This is a genomic window from Thiocystis violacea, assembly GCF_016583575.1.
Taxonomy (GTDB): Bacteria; Pseudomonadota; Gammaproteobacteria; order Chromatiales; family Chromatiaceae; genus Thiocystis; species Thiocystis violacea.
This window is the reverse complement of record NZ_NRRG01000070.1, coordinates 1-18,284: the sequence shown is the minus strand read 5'-3', so window position 1 is coordinate 18,284 and position 18,284 is coordinate 1. Positions and strand designations below refer to the sequence as shown.

Below are 18,284 nucleotides of genomic sequence, written 5' to 3'. Positions count from 1 at the left end.
CGTGATGATGAAACGTCGCAACTTGTCACCTGCCGGGTGAGCCCTAGAATGGGCGTATTTTACCTCCATCCTCTTGTTATGTAACGGGAATTCTTGGAAGACGGTTCATTCAGTTCACGGAACCAGGTTAAAGATGGCTTTGCGGACTTGTCCGCGAAGAAAGACGGTCGATGAGCAAGATTCGTTACGCGGTAACCCGGGATGACGCCGGGTGGCGTTTCGATCTGATCCGCCGACAAGGGATCCTGTTCGCGAAGGACGAAGTCCTGGCGTTCGCCGACTGGCCAAAAGCTGCCCGCTCACACCCCGGCGTGGCTTTGTTGTTATCCCTGATGGATTCGGAGGAGGCGCAGCGCGATGGCGAGGCGATCCGTCTGCCACATGCGACCGTCGCTGGCCTGAGTCGCGCCGAGACGATCCAGATCGGCCTGCCACCGATGGCCCCATTTACCCTGTTTCTCTCCCACGATGCCCCCATCGGCGACATCGGTTTTGCCTTGCGTATCGAGTGGTTCCAGCGGGACGGCTCGCCGCTCTTCGGGCTCCAGCGTCAAGGCACGGCGCTGACCGTTGGCACGAAACCATATCTGATCCTGGACCCGCTCTACTCCGCGTTAGAGGCCATCGTCGCGGTGAATGCGGCGAGTGGCGATGCCTCCCCGGAGGGATTGGACCGGCGCATGGTTGCCTACGCCGACTTCAAGCAACATCTGACCCGGCTCACCGGCGACCTGCGCGCCGATGACTATCTGCGGGGACTCACCATCCACCATGCCACGGGGCTGGGCATCGACCTGGAGCCAGGAAGCGACACAGCCCCGTTTCTGCCGACCCTCTATGGTGACCAGCCAGTCGACGCGACCACCGCCGAGAACGAGGATCGGGAACCGATCCGGGAACCGCTACTGCCTCAGCACCAGGCGGATCGATTCCAGGAGCGGTTTGTCGGCCAGGGGGCGCGTCGCCATTTCACCCTGGGCAACGGTGTCTACACCATCCTGGATGCGCCTGTCGCGGCGGCGCTTGAGGTCTTGGTACGTGTCAACCACGCCGATGCCGCCACCCGGCAAGCGTTCCGGGCCGATCCGCTCTCCTTCCTCACCCCGGCGCTAGAAGCGGCAGGAAGCGATGGCGGTATCATCTGCGACCTGCGCGGTTACGGGGAGCGGGTAAGCGGTTACGGGGAGCGGGTAATCGGCGTTGGACCGTGGGTTCCACCGAAGCTCTCGTTTCCGCTCGCGGTCTCTCGCGACTGGTTCCCGGACGAAGAGGTCGAAGTTTTCACCATCGCGATTCCGGGCGAAGCGCCCTTGGTGATCCGGGGCGAGGAGATCGACAGGCTCCAGGATCAAGTCACGCAAGCGCAACAAAGCGGTGCGACGCTCTGTGACTTCAATGGGCGCGACCTGTCACTCACCAATGATCTGGTGACGACGATTCAGGGGCTGGCGGGACGAATCACGTCTCCAGCACCCAAACAAACAACGCCTGATGAATCCTCGGCGACCCCGCGACAGGCGGCCATCACCCAGGATAACGAGGAACTGCTGACGTTCCTTGCCGAGCGACAGCAGCAGCGGTGCAACGCCAGTGTGGGACTGCCGGCTTCCCTCCGGACAACGCCTAAACCCCATCAGGAATCCGGTATCGCCTGGTTACAGGCCGGATATCTTGCCGGGGCACCCGGATTGCTGCTGGCCGACGATATGGGCCTGGGAAAAACCTACCAGGTGTTAGCGTTTCTTCGCTGGCTGCGCGATACCCGCCCGTCTCACGCGCGCACCCGCGAGCCGTTCCTCGTCGTGGCGCCCAAAACGCTGCTTGGCAACTGGATCGAAGAACTCGAATTTCATCTTGGCGCCGGTGCCTTGGGTCAGGAACTGCGGGTCTTCGAGAAGGGGTTAGCAGCGCTCAAACGCATCCAGGCCAAGGGCAACGATACGACGCTGGGCCAGCAGACCCTGGATGTCGCGCGGATCGAGAACGCCGATTTCGTGCTCACCACCTACGAGACCCTGCGCGACTATCATCTCTCGTTCGGCAAGGTCCGCTTTGCCGTCATCGTCTACGACGAAGCGCAGAAGCTCAAAAATCCGACCTCGCTCATGAACCGGGGCGCCAAGGCCCAACAGGGCCAGTTCGTCCTAGCGATGACCGGCACCCCGATCGAGAACAGTGTGCTCGATCTCTGGACCCTGCTCGACATCGCCTGGCCGGGTTTTCTCGCACTCAGCGCCAAGGATTTCCTCAAGCAATACGGCAACCAGGATCTCGCCGCTCGGGAGCGGCTGAAACAGCGGCTGATCGAACCAAGTCAAGGGCCAGACCAACGGTCGGACATTCCGCCCATTCTGTTGCGCCGTTTCAAGCAGGATACCCTGGAAGGCTTGCCGACCCGTCGGGTCGAGGCCCCACAAGCCCTCATGCCGCCGGTACAGCAACTGGCCTACGATGCAATCCGCACGGCGATTCGCACACAGGCGCGCAGCGCACTAGAAGGCTTACAGCAACTCCGAGCCATCTCCCTGCATCCCCAGCTTGGACAACGACCAGAATCGGCCCAGGAAGACGCCAACTTCATCGCCGCATCCGCCCGTTTCACACTTCTGTTTCAGATCCTTGATCAGATACACGCGCACCGCGAAAAAGCGTTGATCTTTGTCGAGCTGCGTGAGGCCCAGCGAGCGCTTTATGATCTGATCCAACGGCGTTATCAGCTCACCGCGCCTCAGCCAGAGACCATTAACGGGGCCACGGTCGCACAAGTGCGTGACCGCATCCGCCGCGACTTCCAGCAACGTCCGGGATTCGATGTCCTGATCCTCGGCCCCAAGGCCGCCGGGTTTGGTCTCACACTGACGGCGGCCAATCATGTCGTTCATCTCAATCGCTGGTGGAATCCTGCCGTCGAGGACCAGTGCAGCGATCGCGTCTACCGCATCGGCGCGACCAAGCCGGTCACCATCTACCTGCCCCAGGCGATCCACCCCGAACTGGGTGAACAATCCTTCGACAGCCTGCTCCATGCCCTCCTGGAGGAGAAGCGGTCCCTGAGTCGGGAGATCGTGGTTCCGGTCCAATTCAATGACCGGGACTTCCGCCGTCTGTTCGAGAGGAGTCTGGGCGAGGGTGAAACGAACGTCTCCGCGCATCTCGACGGGATGGACTGGCGGGAATTCGAGTGCTGGGTCGCCGAGGAATTGAAGCACGTCGGTTTCAGCATCAAGATCACCTCCGGGCAGGGTGACGGAGGAGTGGATGTCATTGGTATTACGCCAGACAGCCGAGGGCGCGCGCTGTTTATTCAGTGCAAACATACAGGGCATGGCGCAGCCGGAGCGGTCGGCGAGCAGGGAGTGCTCGATCTGCTTCGCGCGCGGATCAAGCACAGCCACATTGACGCGAATCCAATATTGATCGCGGTCACCAACGGTCGCTTTTCACTCAAGGCGGAACATCTGGCTCAAGAGCATGGTGTAAAGCTGTTTGACTCGTTCCAACTGCTGGCATTAGGGCACAAGCTGGCTGATTTGAGTCGGACGCTTCGTGCATGAACGATCTGCCTCATACGCGGAAGCATCCTCGGAACGCCGTCGACCTGGACTCGCTCGGATCAAAAGGGAACGCCGGAATCCGGTCCGTTACAGGGGATGGCGGGTGTCGGATCCAGTGTGGGGGCGGCGACGAGCACGGATCGGCGGCCCCTGGACTAGACTGGAAGCAGAATCCGTCGCGGCCCGATCGAGTCCGCGACGGCTGTCGTCAACCCTATGAGGAGATGGCCATGTTCCAGGTTTATTCGATTCGGATCGCGACCGTCGCTGCCCTCGGTGTACTCCTGATCCTGTGGGGGGCCGCCCAGGCGGGGCCGGAGATGAAGGAGGACGCGGCGACGGCGCTTGAGGTCCGGGTGCTGGAGGCGCGGGTGTCGCCGGGGGCGGGGGAGCGCGACGAGGTGCTCTACCGCATGGAGGTCATCTCGGTGCTGCGCTCCAGCGTCCGGGTGAAGCCGGGGGATACCATCCTGGTGCGCTCCTACGCCTTGAGTCAGGAGGCCCTGGGTCAGGGTGTCGAGGGGCCAAGGGCTCCAGCGCTCCTGGCCCAGGGCTGGATGGGGGTCGCCTATCTCAATCCCGATCCCAAGGCCGGCGGCTCCGAGGCCGGTCAGCCGTTCGTCATCGCGGCGGATGGCGACAGCTTCGAGGATATCCCGCAAGGCCCTCCCTCCCTGAGGTGGACTCAGTAGCTCAAATCAACCGACCGGCGTTCGCTGAGCGGCTCGCACGGCCTATCCGTTCATTCCGCCCATTTCACTGAAGGAGTCGCCGCCATGTCCCGCTGGTTCGTCGGCCTCGCGCTACTCACCGGCGCCTCACTCGTGCTGGCGGCGTTCGAGGGAGAGGGCACGCTCACGCCGGGGCTCGAAAACCCCGGCCACCAGGAGCATCCAGCCTGGTTCAAGGAATCCTTCCTCGACATCCGCGAGGACGCGGCGGAGGCCGGCGCCTCGGGCAAGCGTCTCATCCTCTATTTCTATCAGGACGGCTGTCCCTACTGCGCCAAGCTGCTGCGCGAGAATCTGAGCGATCGCGCGATCGTCGACCAGATGCGCGAGCATTTCGAGGTCATCGCCATCAACCTCTGGGGCGATCGCGAGGTCACGGGATTCGCGGGCGAGTCGACCACGGAAAAGGCGTTCGGCGCGGCCCTGGGGGTCCAGTTCACGCCCACCTTACTGATGCTGGATGAAGCGAGCGGGGTGGTGCTGCGGATCAACGGTTACTTTCCGCCCCATCGCTTCAGCGCGGCCCTGTCCTACGTGGCCGAACGTCGGGAGCAATCCGGCGAGCGTTTCACGGATTATCTCGCCGCGCTGAATCCGCGCGAGGCCTCGGGCAAGCTGTACGAGGAGGGCGGATTTCTCACCAGGCCGTTGCGGCTCGCGGACAATCGCGCCGCCTCGCGACGCCCCTTGCTGGTGATGTTCGAGCAACCCGCCTGCCAGCCCTGCGACGAACTGCACCAGGACATCCTCAGACGCGAGCCGGTCGCCATTTCGCTCAGCGCCTTCGACGCGGTCGTCGTGGATACCTACTCCGGCGAACTCGCGCAGCTTCCGGACGGGCGCGAACGGCCGATTCGGGAATGGGCGGCGGAGCTGGGCGTTCAATACACCCCCAGTCTGATCTTCTTCGACGCCGAGGGTCGCGAGGTCTTTCGCACCGAGGGTTATTTCAAGAGCTTCCATATCCATGGGGCGCTCGACTATGTCGCGACCGGGGCCTATCGCTGGCAGCCCAGCTTCCAGCGTTATCTGGCCGCGCGTCGCGAGGCGCTCGCCGAGCGCGGCATCCATCTGGATCTCATGGATTGATGACAGACCCTAGACCGATTCATCGACGCCCGGCCGGTCGTCGATATAGCGTCTTGCATCTTCAAGTATTTGTTTGTTATTGAAAAAAATCTGCCAGCGCGAGCCGCCGACCTGACGCCACAGCCTGGCGGCCCGTACGCCAGCGAGCAGCAGCGCGCGCACACGGTTCTGGTTGTCGGGATTGCGCAGGTGCATTGGATCGCCCTGAATCAGGAGGCGTGGCTCCAGATGGCTGAGGCTGTTGCTGTAGATGTCGGCGAGGTGCGCGAGCATGTTGGGATGCTGGAGGGCGAAATGCTCGCGCTTGGCCTCGGCCTCCTGGATGCCGGCACTGATGAGCGCGAGCTGATCGGGCCGGCGCGCGAGGCTACGCTCCAGCTTGATGATCTGTACCGCGTAGCGGGTCAGCTCCAGGTTTCGCTCGGGCTGACCGGTCAATTGGGCGATGAGTTGACGCGCCCCATTGGCGACGGCGCCCGGCTTCCCGAAAACGGCATCGACGTCCTCCGCATCGATCTGAAAGAGGCTGTGCAGGCAGGGCTCCATGGTGTCGGCGTCCGCCGTGCCGTGACGGGCGATGCGAATCACACAATTCAGGGCTTGATAGAGGCCGGCTAGGGCGATCACTCGCTCTAGGTTGGTGTGGGGCATGGGGCGGGTGTCTCCAGCAGGGGTAAGAGGATCGTCATTAGAGCCCGAACCGGCGTTGGCCGCAAAGCCTGGCCGACGAGCCGGCGCGCGCGAAGGCGGTCAACGGCTCGGCGGGTCGTTCCATCCGCGCTCGATGACCGCGCCGCCGAGGCATTCGCTGTCGCGGTAGAAGACGATGGATTGTCCCGGCGTCACGGCGCGCTGCGGTTCGTCGAAGCGTACCCGACAGCCCAGGTCATCGCCGGACAGCAGCTCGCAGACTTGCAGTGGCTGACGATGCCGCAGACGCGCCAGACAGCGAAAGGGGAGCGGATCGGGCCGCCGGCCGCTGATCCAGTGGGGCCTGAGCGCATCCAGTCCCGTCGACATGAGCAGGGGATGATGGCTGTCCTGGACGACGATCAGGCGGTTGTCCGTGCTGTCCTTGACGGCTACGTACCAGGGGGCCTCGCGTCCGCTGGCGATTCCGCCCACGCCAAGCCCCTGGCGCTGACCGATGGTGTAGTAGGCCAATCCCTGATGCTCGCCCAGCCTCAGACCTTCCGGGGTCTCGATTGGACCCGGCTCGCGCGGCAGATAGCGGGCCAGGAAGTCTCCAAAACGCCGCTCGCCGATGAAGCAGATCCCGGTGCTGTCCTTCTTCTCGGCGTTCGCGAGCCCGAGTCGGCGGGCGATGGCGCGGACCTCGCTCTTGGTGATGTCCGCGAGTGGAAAGTGCGCCTGGGCCAGTTGCTCCTGATTGAGCAGATGCAGGAAATAGGTCTGATCCTTGGCCTCGTCGGCGCAGCGATGCAGATGGTGGCCATTGGCGTCCTGGGTCAGGCGGGCGTAGTGACCGGTGGCGATGGCGTCCGCGCCCAGACCCAGGGCGTGGTCGAGGAAGGCCGCGAACTTGATTTCCTTGTTGCAGAGCACGTCTGGATTGGGCGTGCGGAGCGCCCGGTATTCGTCGAGGAAAGAGGCGAATACCTGGTCCCAGTATTCGGTCGCGAAATTCACCGTATGGAGCCGGATCCCGAGCCGCTCGGCGACGGCGCGCGCGTCGGCCAGATCCTCGGCGGCCGCGCAGTAACCCTGCGCGTCGTCCTCCTCCCAGTTCTTCATGAACAGGGCCTCGACCTCCTGGCCCGCTTCCAGCAGGCGGTGGGCCGCGACGGCCGAGTCAACCCCGCCCGACAGGCCGACGATGACGCGATTTCGTAATGGGATCGATGGTTCTGGATTCATCTCGTCAGTGTAACCCGGTCTGGACGCTTGACTGTCCGGATCCTCCGCTTGCGGACTCATGCTGGTTCCAGCTAGTTCGGGCGCTCTCGCTCCAGCGCCTCCAGGCGCTCGCGCAGTCGCTCCAATTCACGTCCCTGCGTCCTGACCAGCTTGAGCAGTGCTGGAAGCTGAGCCAGCGCGGCCAGTTCGCGCAGTGTGTCCTTGATGGGCCGCGCCGGGGTGCCGAAGACGCTGGCGCCCGCCGGCACATCCTTGGTAACGCCCGACTGGCCGCCGATGCGCGCCCCCGCGCCGACCTCCACATGATCCGAGATCGCCACCTGCCCGGCGACGACGGCCCCGCTCCCGACCTTGCTGCTGCCCGCCACCCCGGACTGGCTGACGAGGATGACGTGGGCGCCGATGTCCGTGTTGTGGGCGACCTGGACCAGATTGTCGATCTTGGTTCCGCGCCGGATCCGGGTCTCGCCGAGCGTGGCGCGGTCGACGCAGGCGTTGCAGCCGATCTCGACATCCTCCTCGATGACCACGCGCCCGAGCTGCGGGATTTTGCGGTGACCGCCGCCGTCCCAGACAAAGCCGAATCCGTCCCCGCCGATCACGGTTCCCGAGTGGATGATGCAGCGCTCGCCGATCCGGCTGTCGCGATGCACGCTGACATTGGACTCGATCAGACAATCCGCGCCCAGCGTGACATCGGGTCCGAGATAGACGCCTGGGCCGATGACACCGCGATCCCCGATTCTGACACCCGAGGCGATCACCGCGCAGGCGCCGATCGCGACATCCCGCCCCAGGACGGCCGAGGGATCGATGACCGCGCTGGGGTGGATGCCCTGAATCTCGGAGGCGGGCACGAAGCGCTCGGCGATCTGGAAGAACGCCTGGCGCGGCGTCGGCGAGCGTAGCAGGAGCGGCCCGGCGATGGCCGGGAAATCCTCCGGCACCAGAACGGCGCCCGCGCGGCTCGCCAGGACCGCCTCCGTCTGGTCGTCGTGTTCCGCGAAACAGAGGTCGGTTTCCTCGGCGAGCGCCAGGGTGTTGACCCCGAGAATCTGGACCGACGAGCGCGCGTCGCCGGGTTCGGGTCTTGGGATACGCAGCGCATCGCAGAGTTGCGCGAGGTCGAACCGCATGGGTCGTCTCCTAAGGATTAGGCCGGTCGCTCGAACAGATAATGACCGATGAACCATTCCTGTCCCTTGCGAAACCCAAACAGCTCGGCACAGGCCATGAAGAAAAGACGCCAGCGCATCCACCAGGTCGCGACCTCGCCCGCGCCATAGGTCGCCTCCAGGATTGGCCAGACCCGCTCGCGTTCGGCGTCCATGCGCGCCATCCAGGCGTTGAGGGTGCGCTCGTAGTGCCGGCCGTCCCAGCGCCAGTGGTCGATCAGCTTGAGGTCGTCCTGGAAGTGAAGCGGCAGGTCGTCGCTCGGCATGATGCCGCCGGAGAAGAAATAGTGGCTCATCCAGTCGCTCGGCCCGGCGTCCTCGAAGGGGTAAGGGTGCTCGCGATGCACGAAGATGTGCATGAAGAAACGCCCGCCCGGCCTCAGCCAGTCGTGGAGACGACGGAACAGGACGCGGTGATTGCGCATGTGCTCGAACATCTCCAGCGAGACGATGCGGTCGAACGGGCCGTCGGCCTGGAAATCGTTCATGTCGGCCGTCAGGATCTCCAGATTCTTGAGGCCCCGACGATCACGCTCGGCCTCTATGAACTGGCGCTGGCCGTGCGAGTTGGAAACGGCGGTGAGACGGGCGTTGGGAAAGCGCTCGGCGACATGGAGACTGAAGGCGCCCCAGCCGCAGCCCAGTTCCAAGATCCGCTGACCGTCCTGGATCCCGGCACGCTCGGCCGTCACCCGCAAGGCCGCCTCTTCCGCCTCCTCCAGGTTGGACACCTCTTCCGGCCAGTAACAGCTAGAGTATTTGCGGCGCGCGCCAAGCACCAGATCAAAGAACGAGGCCGGCAGTTCGTAGTGTTGCTCGTTGGCCAGGTCCGGCACCTCCGCGATGGGCGAGGCGTCCATCATGGCGATGAAATCGCGCTTGTGACGCATCGCCGCCTCGACATCATCGGTCGGCAGGCTGGCCAATCGCTGCCGCAGCAGGGCGCGGATCCCGGCCCGCGTCACCGTGTCCGGCACCCGCCCCTGTTCCACCCATCGAATCGCGTTCTCGGTCGCGCTAACCATCTCGGCTCCCCTGGTTCGTTCCAGATACTAGAGTTGTAACGCACGTTAAATAACTGTTTTTAGACTATTTTAATAGGGCGTATCATCAATTGTCTTCGTGCTGGGATCGTCCGCCCGGCCAAGGTTCCAAGGTTCGGATCGACGCGCGCGACGCGGATGTGGCGCGGCATCCTTGTAGGGGCGAATTCATTCGCCCCGACATCCGCGCCGCTAACACGGTCAATCCATTCGCCCCTCCGGCCTCGGAGCCACCAACGGGGCGAATGAATTCGCCCCTACAACCCGGCGTCCGGCTCCAGGGATGGCGGGATCCTTGGCCTCCGCGCTCATCCCTCACAACGAGAATTGATGCCACGCCCTAGAATTATATTCTTGCGAAAGCTAGCCAAAGTAGAATCGGCGAGCTTTGACGGACGTCTGCCCGAGAAACCTGGAACTCTATCCAGGATCCCAGGACGAACCCACCGGAATCACGCTGGAGGATGCCCAGCCTTGGAACGGAGACTGCACCGGGACTCACACGCCATGCTCGATAAGCCAACCACGACATCCCCCCTGGCGGCCCGTTTCGCCGCCCTGCGCGAGCAGATCGCGCGCTCCATTCTGGGTCAGCCGACCCTCATCGATCGTTTGCTCATCGCCCTGCTGGCGGATGGTCATCTGCTGGTCGAGGGCGCGCCCGGCCTGGCCAAGACGACCGCCATCAAGCAGGTGGCGGCGGGGCTGGAGGGCGATTTTCACCGTGTCCAGTTCACGCCGGATCTCTTGCCGGCGGATCTGACCGGAACCGAGATCTATCGTCCGCACGACGGCAGCTTCCGCTTCGATCGCGGACCCATCTTTCACAATCTGCTGCTGGCCGACGAGGTGAACCGCGCCCCGGCGAAGGTCCAGTCGGCCCTGCTGGAGGCGATGGGCGAGCGTCAGGTGACGGTCGGCCGGGAGACCTATCCCTTGCCGGAGCTGTTTCTGGTGATGGCGACCCAGAACCCGATCGAGCAGGAGGGAACCTATCCGCTGCCGGAGGCGCAGCTCGATCGCTTCCTGATGCATGTGCGGGTCGACTATCCGGATCTGGAGACCGAGCGGGCGATCCTGCGGCTCAATCGCGAGGAGGCGCGGCGGACAGAGGCGCCCCGGCCGCCGGTGGTGGTGCGCCAGGCGGATGTCTTCGCCGCGCGACGGGCCATCCTGGAGGTCTACATGGCCCCGGAGGTGGAGGACTATCTGGTCCATCTGGTGATGGCGACCCGTCGCCCGGGCGCCTACGCGGCGGATCTGGATGGCTGGCTGCGCTTCGGCGCCAGTCCGCGCGCGACCATCGCGCTCGATCGCTGCTCGCGCGCCCTGGCCTGGCTCGATGGGCGCGACTTCGTCTCGCCGGAGGACGTCCAGGCGGTTACGCCCGACGTGCTGCGTCATCGGGTGCTGCTCTCCTATGAGTCCGAGGCGGAAGGTCGCCATCCGGATGACTTCATCGCGGCGCTGCTGGCGCGGGTTCCGGCCCCCTGAGCGTGGCTCGCACAGGGTCGGCGACCTTGCAATGGGTTCGATGGACGCACCATGACCAACCCCAGTGAATCGACCATGACCGGCGTCCGCGCCGATCTGAAGGATCTGATCGCGCTGCGTGCCCAGGCGCGACGTCTGGATCTGGCCCCGCGCGGCCGGGTGCTGGCGACGCGCAGCGGCGGGCATCTGTCGCGCTTTCGCGGACGCGGCATGGAGTTCGACGAGTCGCGCGTCTATCAGCCGGGCGACGATCCGCGCAACATGGATTGGCGGGTGACCGCGCGGGCCGGCGCGCCCCATGTGAAGATCTTCCGCGAGGAACGCGAGCGCCCGGTGTGGCTGCTGGTCGATCAGGGGCCTTCCATGCGCTTCGGCACCCGGGTCGCCTTCAAGTCGGTGGTGGCCGCGCGGGTCGCGGCGCTGCTCGGCTGGGCGGCGGTCGACCGGGGCGATCGGGTCGGCGGGCTGGTGTTCGACGAGACCCGCCACCTGGAACGCCGTCCGGCGGCGCGCGGGGCCGGGTTGCTGCCGCTGCTCGATCGGCTCGCCGCGCTTCCGGCGGCGGCGGGCGACGGACAGACCTCGCTCGCCGAGGCGTCCGGGCATCTCGCGCCGTTGGTGCGCCCCGGCAGCCTGGTCGCGGTGGTGAGCGACTTCGCCGATCTGGCCGAGGCGGAGAGCGGCTGGCTCGCCCGGCTCGCCTCCGGCACCGAGCTGCTGCTGATCCTTATTCATGACCCCATCGAATCCGAGGTTCCGCCACCGGGTCGCTATCCTGTCCTGGCGGGCTTGCGGCGCGGTCTGCTGGATCTGACCCGGGTGGACGTCCGGACCACCTATCAGGAGCGCTTCACTCAACGTCTGGCGCTGATCGAGCGGCTTGCGCGGCGGCATGGGGCGCACTGGCTGCGGCTGTCGACCCTGGATCCGGTCGGTCCGGCGCTGGCGCTCGGCCTGGGCGCGCGCGGCGGGGCGCGTCCAGCGGGAGCGGCGTCATGAGTCCGGATCCATTGGCCGAGCTGCGCGATTGGCATCTGCCCGATCCGCTGTCCTGGTGGCCGCCCGCGCCCGGTTGGTGGCTGGCGGCCGCGCTCGTCCTGCTGGCGGTCGGGTTGGCGGCGCGCTGGTGGCTTAAGCGCTGGCGTGCCACCGCCGTCGTTCGCGCCACGCGGCGTCAGCTCGATGCGCTTGGCTGGCAACTGGAGGCCGACGGCGATGCGCGTCGCTACAGCGCGGCCCTGTCCCGGTTGCTCAAACGTCTGGCGCTGGCGCGCTATCCGCGTGAGCGGGTGGCCGGTCTGAGCGGGTACGGCTGGCTGGAGTTCCTGGACGCGACGGGCGGCGGGGGCGGCTTCAGCCAAGGCGCGGGCCGGGTGCTCGTCGAGTCCGCCTATCGCCCGGAGACCGAGGCCCAGCCCGACCCCGAGCGTCTGCGGGAGCTGGTGTTGGGCTGGGTCAAGGTCAACTGGGGTCGCCGCGCATGATCACGCTGGAATGGCCCTGGGTCCTGGCCGCCCTGCCGTTGCCCCTGCTCGCCCGCGCCCTGCCGCGTGCGCGCGCCGAGGTCGGAGCGGCGCTGCGCTTTCCGCTCCGCTTGGATCTGGGCGCGGAACCGACCGGCACGCGCGGCGGGACGCAGGGGTGGCGGCTCATGCTCGCCATCCTGGCCTGGATGCTGCTGGTGCTCGCCGCCGCGCGGCCGCAATGGGTCGGCGAGCCGATCGGCCTGCCGCTGGCGGGGCGCGACCTCATGCTGGCGGTGGACGTTTCCGGGAGCATGGAACAGGAGGACTATGAGGTGAACGGCCGCGCGGTCTCGCGCCTGGGGGCGGTGCAGGCGGTGGCCTCGGCCTTCATCGAGCGGCGCGAAGGGGATCGGCTTGGTCTCATCCTCTTCGGCAGCCGCGCCTATCTGCAAACGCCCCTGACCTTCGACGCGGCCACGGTCGCGGCCATGCTGCGCGACTCGGTGGTCGGACTGGCGGGGCGCGAGACCGCTATCGGCGACGCCATCGGTCTGGCGGTCAAGCGACTGCGCGAGCAGCCCGAGGGCCAGCGGGTGCTGGTGCTGCTGACCGACGGGGAGAACACCGCCGGGATGCTGGATCCGCTGGAGGCCGCCGGTCTGGCCGCCCAGGCCGGGGTGCGCGTCTACAGCGTCGGTATCGGCGGTGGTGATGTCGGGATCCGCACCGCCTTCGGGATGCGCCTCTTGCGCCAGGGGAGCGATTTCGATCCGTCGACCCTGAAGCGGATCGCCGAGGTCAGCGGCGGGCGCTATTTCGCCGCGAGCAGCCGCGCGGAGCTGGAGGCGGTCTACGCCGAGCTGGATCGACTCGAACCCAACCAGCGCGACGAGCGGACCTACCGCCCCCAGCGCGCGCTCTTCGTCTGGCCCGCCGGGCTGGCGCTGCTGTTGTCGCTCGGGCTGGCGGTCGGTTTCTGGCGCCGATCCCCCTGATTTCACCATCGGTCATCGCGCATGCTGTCGGAACTCCATTTCCTTCGCCCCCTCTGGTTCATGGCCCTGGCGCCGATCGGCCTGCTGCTGTGGGTGCTCTGGCGCCGCCGGGTCGGGGCCGCGATCTGGACCAGGCTGGTGGATCCGCATCTGCTGCCGCATCTGCTGGTGGGGGAGGAGGGCGCCTCCAGGCGCGCGCCGCTGGTTCTCCTGGCCCTGGGCTGGCTGATTCTGACGCTGGCCCTGGCCGGCCCCGTCTGGCGCCAGCTCCCCCAACCGGTTTTCGGCGCCAGTAGCCAACGGGTGATTCTGCTCGACCTTTCGGCGAGCATGAACGCGGCGGATGTCGCGCCTTCGCGTCTGGCCCGCGCGCGCTTCGAGATCCTGGATCTGCTCAAGGCCGCCCGTGAGGGGCAGGTGGCCTTGCTGGCCTTCGGTCCCGAGCCTTTCCTGGTCTCGCCGCTGAGCGCCGACGCCAACACCATCGCCGCCCAGGTACCCCAACTCGCGTCCGATCTGATCCCGGCGCCGGGGCCGCGCCGGACCGATCTGGCCCTTGGGATGGCGGCCGGGATGCTGGAACGCTCGGGCGGTGGAGCGGGGCACGTCATTCTGGTCACGGATGGGGTCGGCGAGTGGCCCGCCACGCTGGAGGCGGCGCGCCGCCTGGCGGCCGCCGGGCATCGTCTGTCGGTGCTGGCGGTCGGTACCGCCGAGGGCGCGCCGGTGCCCAATCCCGGAGGCGGATTCGCGCAGGACGCGGACGGCGGGATTCAGGTCGCGCGGCTGGACGCCGGGCGGCTCCGCGAACTGGCCGAGGCGGGTAAGGGCCGCTATCTGGAGGCGAGCCCTGGCGATCGCGATACCCAGGCCCTGATCGCCGTGCTGTCCGGATCGGACGACGCCTTCACCGCGACCAGCCTGGTGGCGGACCAATGGCGCGAGGAGGGACCCTGGCTGCTGCTGGTCCTGCTGCCGCTCGCGGCGCTGGCGTTCCGGCGCGGTTGGCTGGTTCCGGGGTTGATGCTGGCGCTGCTGCTGCCGGCGGATCCCAGTCTCGCCTTCGGCTGGTCGGATCTCTGGTTGCGGCCGGATCAGCAGGGCGCGCGTGAGCTGGCCTCGGGTCGCGCGGAGACGGCGGCGGAGCGGTTTCGCGATCCAGCCTGGCGGGCGGCGGCGCGTTACCGCGCGGGTGATTTCGCCGGGGCGCTGGCGGCTCTCGACGGTCTCCAGGGCGTCGAGCCGGACTACAATCGCGGCAATGCGCTGGCGCGTCTCGGGCGGCTGAAGGAAGCGGCCGATGCCTACGCCTCGGCCTTGCGACAGGCCCCGGATCACCCGGACGCGCGCCACAACCTGGAACTGGTGAACAAGCTGCTGGAGCAAGGGAAGAACCAGGAGCCGCCGCCCCAGCCCGACTCCGAGGCGTCGCAGGACCCGTCGGAGCAGGAGCAGCAGGAGCAGCAGCAGGAGGACAAGCAGGAGCCGTCGGATACGGAGAGCGCCGACGACCAGGCCCAGCAGCAGGATTCAGGTCAAGAGGGACAAGCGCCCCAGGACGGATCCGAGGGTGCCGGTGAAGACCAGAAGCAGGACGCCGGGGCACCGTCGAGTCCGCAAGACAAGCCGGTGGGCGGACAGGAGGGCGCCGCGTCGGACCTGGCAAAACGGCAAGAGCCTGTGTCGGGCACCGATGGCTCGGGCGCGGCGACGCCCCCGCCCGAGCCGAACGCGAGTGATCTCGATCCCAATGCCTCAAGTGCCAAGCCCTCTCCCGAGGCGACGGATCCTGGAGCTGACGACGCGCCCGAGGCGTCCCCTCAAGCCTTGGCCAAACCCTCCGACGAGCCTGAGGATGGGTCGCCCGCCGAGGCCGAGGGCGGCGTCGGTTCGAATGCGCTGTCGCCCGAGGCGCGCGAGCGCGAGCAGGCGATGGAGGCGCGCCTGCGTCAGGTGCCGGATGATCCGGCGGGTTTGCTCCGTCAGCGTTTTCTACTCCAACATCTTCGCCGCGAGGGTCAGTTGCCGTGATGTCGATGAGGTTCGCACGGGTTGCCATGGTCCTGGTTGTGCTGGGGTCGACCGCGCTGGGGGTCGCCGCCGCTGAGCTGCGCGTCCAACTGGATCGCCAGCGCATCGATTTCGGCGAGGTCCTGGAGATGCGGCTCAGCGCCGAGGGCGAGTTGGAGGAGGAGCCGGATTTCGCCCCGCTGAACCAGGATTTCGACATCCTCGGGCGAGGTCAGAGCCAGGTGACCAGCATCGTCAACGGCAAAATCTCGCACACCCGCGAGTGGAACCTGCGCCTGTCGCCGAAGCGCGTCGGCCGGTTGACGATTCCGCCCATCCCGGCCGGTCAGGATCGCAGCCCGGCCGTGACGGTCGAGGTGGTCGAGCCGGGCGCGGGGGATTCCGGGGATGGTCCCAAGCCACTGTTCGTCGAGGCCGAGGTCGAGACCGCCACGCCCTATGTCCAGCAGGCGGTCGAGTATCGGGTCAAGGTCTACTATCGCCAGCCGCCTCAGCGGGCCGTTCTCTCGCCGCCCCAGTTGGATGGCGCGACCGTTCAGACCCTGGGCGAGGATCGGGGCTATGACGAGTACCGCGAGGGTCTGCTCTATCGCGTCATCGAGCGCCGCTATCGGGTCACGCCGCAGCGCAGCGGCCAGATCCTCATCCAGTCGCCACGCCTTGAGGCGATGCTGGAGGATCCGAACGCGGCGGCGCGGCAGGATCCCTTCGCCGATCTGGATCAAGCCTTCGGTGGGCGCATCTTCCAGGGTTTTCCCGCCATGCCGGGCGTCACCCATCCGGGTCGTCGCGTGGTCGAGCGCGCGCGGGATCTGGAACTCCAGGTTCGGCCCCAGCCGGCCGGATCCGGTTCGCCCTGGCTCCCGGCGACCTCGATCCAGATCTCGGACGAATGGACTCCGAGCCGCCCGCGGTTTCGGGTCGGCGAGCCGCTGACCCGGACCCTGACCATCACGGCCGAGGGGACGACGGCGGCGCAACTGCCGACGCTTGAGCTGGGAGCACTCGACGGGGTGCAGGTCTATCCGGACCAGCCGCGTGGCGAGGATCTCGCCGATGGCCCCACACCCTCGGCGATCAAGAGTCTCAAGGTCGCGCTGGTGCCGACGCGGGCGGGTACGCTGACGCTGCCGGAGATCCGGCTCCCCTGGTGGGATACCCAGGCCGATCAGGCGCGGGTGGTGGTGGTGCCGGCGCGCACGGTCGAGGTCGAGCCCGCGCCCGGAGCGATTCAGGCGCGCCCGGAGCCCGATCCAATCCCGCTCGACGAGCCGCCGGCGGCGCGACCGTTGCCGCCCGAGCCGGCGAGCGCGGCCGGGGATCGAGCATCGCTGGGTCTCTGGCCATGGCTGGCGCTGCTGCTCGGAGTGGGCTGGGGGCTGACGGTGCTCTGGTGGTTCCGCGAGCGTCGGAGGTCGCCCCGGCCGAGCGAGGCGGTTGGTGGAGCGTACATGGGCCAGAGTCGATCACTGGCTCCAGCGCGTCGCGCGGTGGAGGATGCCTGTCTCGCCAATGATCCGAGGGCGGCCAGGGCTGCGCTCATCGGCTGGGCACGGAAACGCTGGCCCGATCTTTCCGCACCGGGTCTCGAAGCCCTGGGTCTTCGGATCGGCGACACGGATCTTCAGGGGACGCTGCGATCCATCGATCGCGCGATCTACGCCCCGCCGGGCGAGCCCTGGGACGGAGCGGCGGTTTGGAGCCAGTTGGCTCGCCATCTCGTCGAGTCCCCGTCCGATACCGACCTGGACGAGGATCCCATCCCGGATCTCTATCCCAAGGTTTGAGTTCGACCTCGGCGTCTTCCCGACCCCCGTCGGATCCGGGCCGTTCCGCGCTTCGATAGCGAGGCCTAGGCGATTTCCGAGACAGTCCGCGCCCGCCCGAAAGCTCCGGAATTGGACAGGATTAACAGGATTCTTCAAGATTTACAGGATTAAGAACAGAGCTTTATAAAAAATCCTGTCAATCCTGCGAAATCCTGTTAATCCTGTCTATAACGGGGCGGATCGCTGGTACAAGGTCTCCCGGAGATCACCTTAGCCGGAGCCGGAGCCGGAGCCGGTTCCGGGCCGCTTCTCGATGATTTGACGATAGCGGATCTCGCCCGTCAGTTCCCTAACCGGGCGTCCGCGATCCGGATGCGGGACATCCGGCGCGATCTCCACCAACGGGATCAGCATGAAGTCCCGGAGCAGCAGGCCCGGATGGGGTATCCGCAAATCGGCCTCCTCGCTGATCCAATCCCCGAACAGCAGAATGTCCAGATCGATGGTCCTGGGTCCGTTGATCGCCTCGCGGACGCGCCCGAGTCGGATCTCGATCGCCTGGGTCGCTCGCAACAGATCGCGTGGCGAGAGCCCAGTCCCGAGTCCGACCACCAAATTGATGAAATCCGGCTGCGTTTCCAGCCCCCAGGGGCGGGTGCGGTACCAGGAGGAGATCGCCTCGACCTCGGTCTCGGGGATCGTCCCGAGCAGATCCAGACACCGCGGAATTCGATCCTCTGGGTGGATGTTCGAGCCGACGGCCACGAACGTCTGTATCCTTCGGCTCATGAGGCCGTGATCATCCGTTGGTCGGCGACCGGGCAGGCAAGCAGGGCGATCCGGCTTGGAATCGGCATGGTGGTTACTACCTAGAGGGCGGGATGGCTGACTTGATGCGCTCGCGCGGGTGCGCTCGGCTCCGATGATAGTTACTGATGTTACGCAGAAGGCTCAGGACTTGGTAAGTTTCGAGGATGAACCAAGACGCTCTCGACATCTACACCGATTATTTGATCAGCACCTTCGGATCGGCCACGGCCACGGGGTTGGCGTCGATGC

The 18,284-nt window shown here is 66.4% G+C and carries 14 protein-coding genes; 9 read left to right on the top strand and 5 right to left on the bottom strand.

What is annotated here, in order from left to right; translation table 11 throughout:
* The first annotated feature begins 170 nt into the window (after positions 1 to 170).
* The 3 genes from CKO27_RS21385 to CKO27_RS21375 all read left to right on the top strand — a co-directional run bounded on the left by CKO27_RS21385 (position 171) and on the right by CKO27_RS21375 (position 5,374).
* Positions 171 to 3,554 carry an SNF2-related protein gene (locus CKO27_RS21385; RefSeq protein WP_200376953.1) on the top strand — a complete coding sequence of 1,128 codons (3,384 nt, stop codon included), beginning with the start codon at positions 171 to 173 and terminating at the stop codon, positions 3,552 to 3,554.
* A gap of 230 nt (positions 3,555 to 3,784) precedes the next feature.
* A complete protein-coding gene (locus tag CKO27_RS21380) occupies positions 3,785 to 4,246 on the top strand; it encodes a hypothetical protein (RefSeq protein WP_200376952.1) in 462 nt (153 codons plus the stop codon).
* Between the two features lie 84 nt (positions 4,247 to 4,330).
* Positions 4,331 to 5,374 carry a thioredoxin family protein gene (locus tag CKO27_RS21375; RefSeq protein ID WP_200376951.1) on the top strand — a complete coding sequence of 348 codons (1,044 nt, stop codon included), beginning with the start codon at positions 4,331 to 4,333 and terminating at the stop codon, positions 5,372 to 5,374.
* A 9-nt stretch (positions 5,375 to 5,383) separates the two neighbouring features.
* Here the strand turns inward: CKO27_RS21375 and hflD are convergent, their stop codons facing one another.
* The 4 genes from hflD to CKO27_RS21355 form a co-directional block, all read right to left on the bottom strand.
* Positions 5,384 to 6,025 carry a high frequency lysogenization protein HflD gene (gene hflD / locus CKO27_RS21370; protein ID WP_200376950.1) on the bottom strand — a complete coding sequence of 214 codons (642 nt, stop codon included), beginning with the start codon at positions 6,023 to 6,025 and terminating at the stop codon, positions 5,384 to 5,386.
* A gap of 99 nt (positions 6,026 to 6,124) precedes the next feature.
* Positions 6,125 to 7,252: a tRNA 2-thiouridine(34) synthase MnmA gene (gene mnmA, locus CKO27_RS21365; protein WP_200376954.1), complete on the bottom strand. Its 1,128-nt coding sequence runs from the start codon at positions 7,250 to 7,252 to the stop codon at positions 6,125 to 6,127.
* 71 nt (positions 7,253 to 7,323) lie between these two features.
* The gene (gene lpxD / locus CKO27_RS21360) at positions 7,324 to 8,388 is read right to left on the bottom strand and encodes a UDP-3-O-(3-hydroxymyristoyl)glucosamine N-acyltransferase (RefSeq protein WP_200376949.1); all 1,065 of its coding nucleotides are present in this window, start codon (positions 8,386 to 8,388) and stop codon (positions 7,324 to 7,326) included.
* 17 nt (positions 8,389 to 8,405) lie between these two features.
* On the bottom strand, positions 8,406 to 9,452 hold the full coding sequence (locus tag CKO27_RS21355) for an SAM-dependent methyltransferase (protein WP_200376948.1): 1,047 nt from the start codon (positions 9,450 to 9,452) through the stop codon (positions 8,406 to 8,408).
* Positions 9,453 to 9,977: 525 nt separating this feature from the next.
* On the opposite strand from CKO27_RS21355, the gene CKO27_RS21350 reads away from it, so the two are divergent.
* The 6 genes from CKO27_RS21350 to CKO27_RS21325 are packed head-to-tail and all read left to right on the top strand — an operon-like array spanning position 9,978 to position 17,243.
* The gene (locus CKO27_RS21350) at positions 9,978 to 10,964 is read left to right on the top strand and encodes an AAA family ATPase (protein WP_200376947.1); all 987 of its coding nucleotides are present in this window, start codon (positions 9,978 to 9,980) and stop codon (positions 10,962 to 10,964) included.
* Positions 10,965 to 11,015: 51 nt separating this feature from the next.
* On the top strand, positions 11,016 to 11,963 hold the full coding sequence (locus CKO27_RS21345; RefSeq protein WP_200376946.1) for a DUF58 domain-containing protein: 948 nt from the start codon (positions 11,016 to 11,018) through the stop codon (positions 11,961 to 11,963).
* A complete protein-coding gene (locus CKO27_RS21340) occupies positions 11,960 to 12,448 on the top strand; it encodes a DUF4381 domain-containing protein (protein WP_200376945.1) in 489 nt (162 codons plus the stop codon). Before CKO27_RS21345 ends, CKO27_RS21340 begins: the two co-directional genes overlap by 4 nt.
* Entirely contained in the window at positions 12,445 to 13,425 is a 981-nt protein-coding gene (locus CKO27_RS21335; protein ID WP_200376944.1) for a VWA domain-containing protein, read from the top strand. Before CKO27_RS21340 ends, CKO27_RS21335 begins: the two co-directional genes overlap by 4 nt.
* Positions 13,426 to 13,446: 21 nt before the next feature.
* On the top strand, positions 13,447 to 15,456 hold the full coding sequence (locus tag CKO27_RS21330; RefSeq protein WP_200376943.1) for a VWA domain-containing protein: 2,010 nt from the start codon (positions 13,447 to 13,449) through the stop codon (positions 15,454 to 15,456).
* A 5-nt stretch (positions 15,457 to 15,461) separates the two neighbouring features.
* Entirely contained in the window at positions 15,462 to 17,243 is a 1,782-nt protein-coding gene (locus CKO27_RS21325; protein WP_242471061.1) for a BatD family protein, read from the top strand.
* A gap of 252 nt (positions 17,244 to 17,495) precedes the next feature.
* Here the strand turns inward: CKO27_RS21325 and folK are convergent, their stop codons facing one another.
* Positions 17,496 to 18,014: a 2-amino-4-hydroxy-6-hydroxymethyldihydropteridine diphosphokinase gene (gene folK, locus CKO27_RS21320; protein WP_200376941.1), complete on the bottom strand. Its 519-nt coding sequence runs from the start codon at positions 18,012 to 18,014 to the stop codon at positions 17,496 to 17,498.
* Between the last annotated feature and the right edge of the window lie 270 nt (positions 18,015 to 18,284).

Excerpts from the sequence above, each read along its gene's own strand:
- CKO27_RS21330 (WP_200376943.1), top strand. The coding sequence starts at position 13,447 with ATGCTGTCGGAACTCCATTTCCTTCGCCCCCTCTGGTTCATGGCCCTG.
- folK (WP_200376941.1), bottom strand. The coding sequence starts at position 18,014 with ATGAGCCGAAGGATACAGACGTTCGTGGCCGTCGGCTCGAACATCCAC.
- CKO27_RS21345 (WP_200376946.1), top strand. The coding sequence starts at position 11,016 with ATGACCAACCCCAGTGAATCGACCATGACCGGCGTCCGCGCCGATCTG.
- lpxD (WP_200376949.1), bottom strand. The coding sequence starts at position 8,388 with ATGCGGTTCGACCTCGCGCAACTCTGCGATGCGCTGCGTATCCCAAGA.
- hflD (WP_200376950.1), bottom strand. The coding sequence starts at position 6,025 with ATGCCCCACACCAACCTAGAGCGAGTGATCGCCCTAGCCGGCCTCTAT.
- CKO27_RS21385 (WP_200376953.1), top strand. The coding sequence starts at position 171 with ATGAGCAAGATTCGTTACGCGGTAACCCGGGATGACGCCGGGTGGCGT.
- CKO27_RS21340 (WP_200376945.1), top strand. The coding sequence starts at position 11,960 with ATGAGTCCGGATCCATTGGCCGAGCTGCGCGATTGGCATCTGCCCGAT.
- CKO27_RS21350 (WP_200376947.1), top strand. The coding sequence starts at position 9,978 with ATGCTCGATAAGCCAACCACGACATCCCCCCTGGCGGCCCGTTTCGCC.
- CKO27_RS21375 (WP_200376951.1), top strand. The coding sequence starts at position 4,331 with ATGTCCCGCTGGTTCGTCGGCCTCGCGCTACTCACCGGCGCCTCACTC.
- CKO27_RS21325 (WP_242471061.1), top strand. The coding sequence starts at position 15,462 with ATGAGGTTCGCACGGGTTGCCATGGTCCTGGTTGTGCTGGGGTCGACC.
- mnmA (WP_200376954.1), bottom strand. The coding sequence starts at position 7,252 with ATGAATCCAGAACCATCGATCCCATTACGAAATCGCGTCATCGTCGGC.
- CKO27_RS21335 (WP_200376944.1), top strand. The coding sequence starts at position 12,445 with ATGATCACGCTGGAATGGCCCTGGGTCCTGGCCGCCCTGCCGTTGCCC.
- CKO27_RS21355 (WP_200376948.1), bottom strand. The coding sequence starts at position 9,452 with ATGGTTAGCGCGACCGAGAACGCGATTCGATGGGTGGAACAGGGGCGG.
- CKO27_RS21380 (WP_200376952.1), top strand. The coding sequence starts at position 3,785 with ATGTTCCAGGTTTATTCGATTCGGATCGCGACCGTCGCTGCCCTCGGT.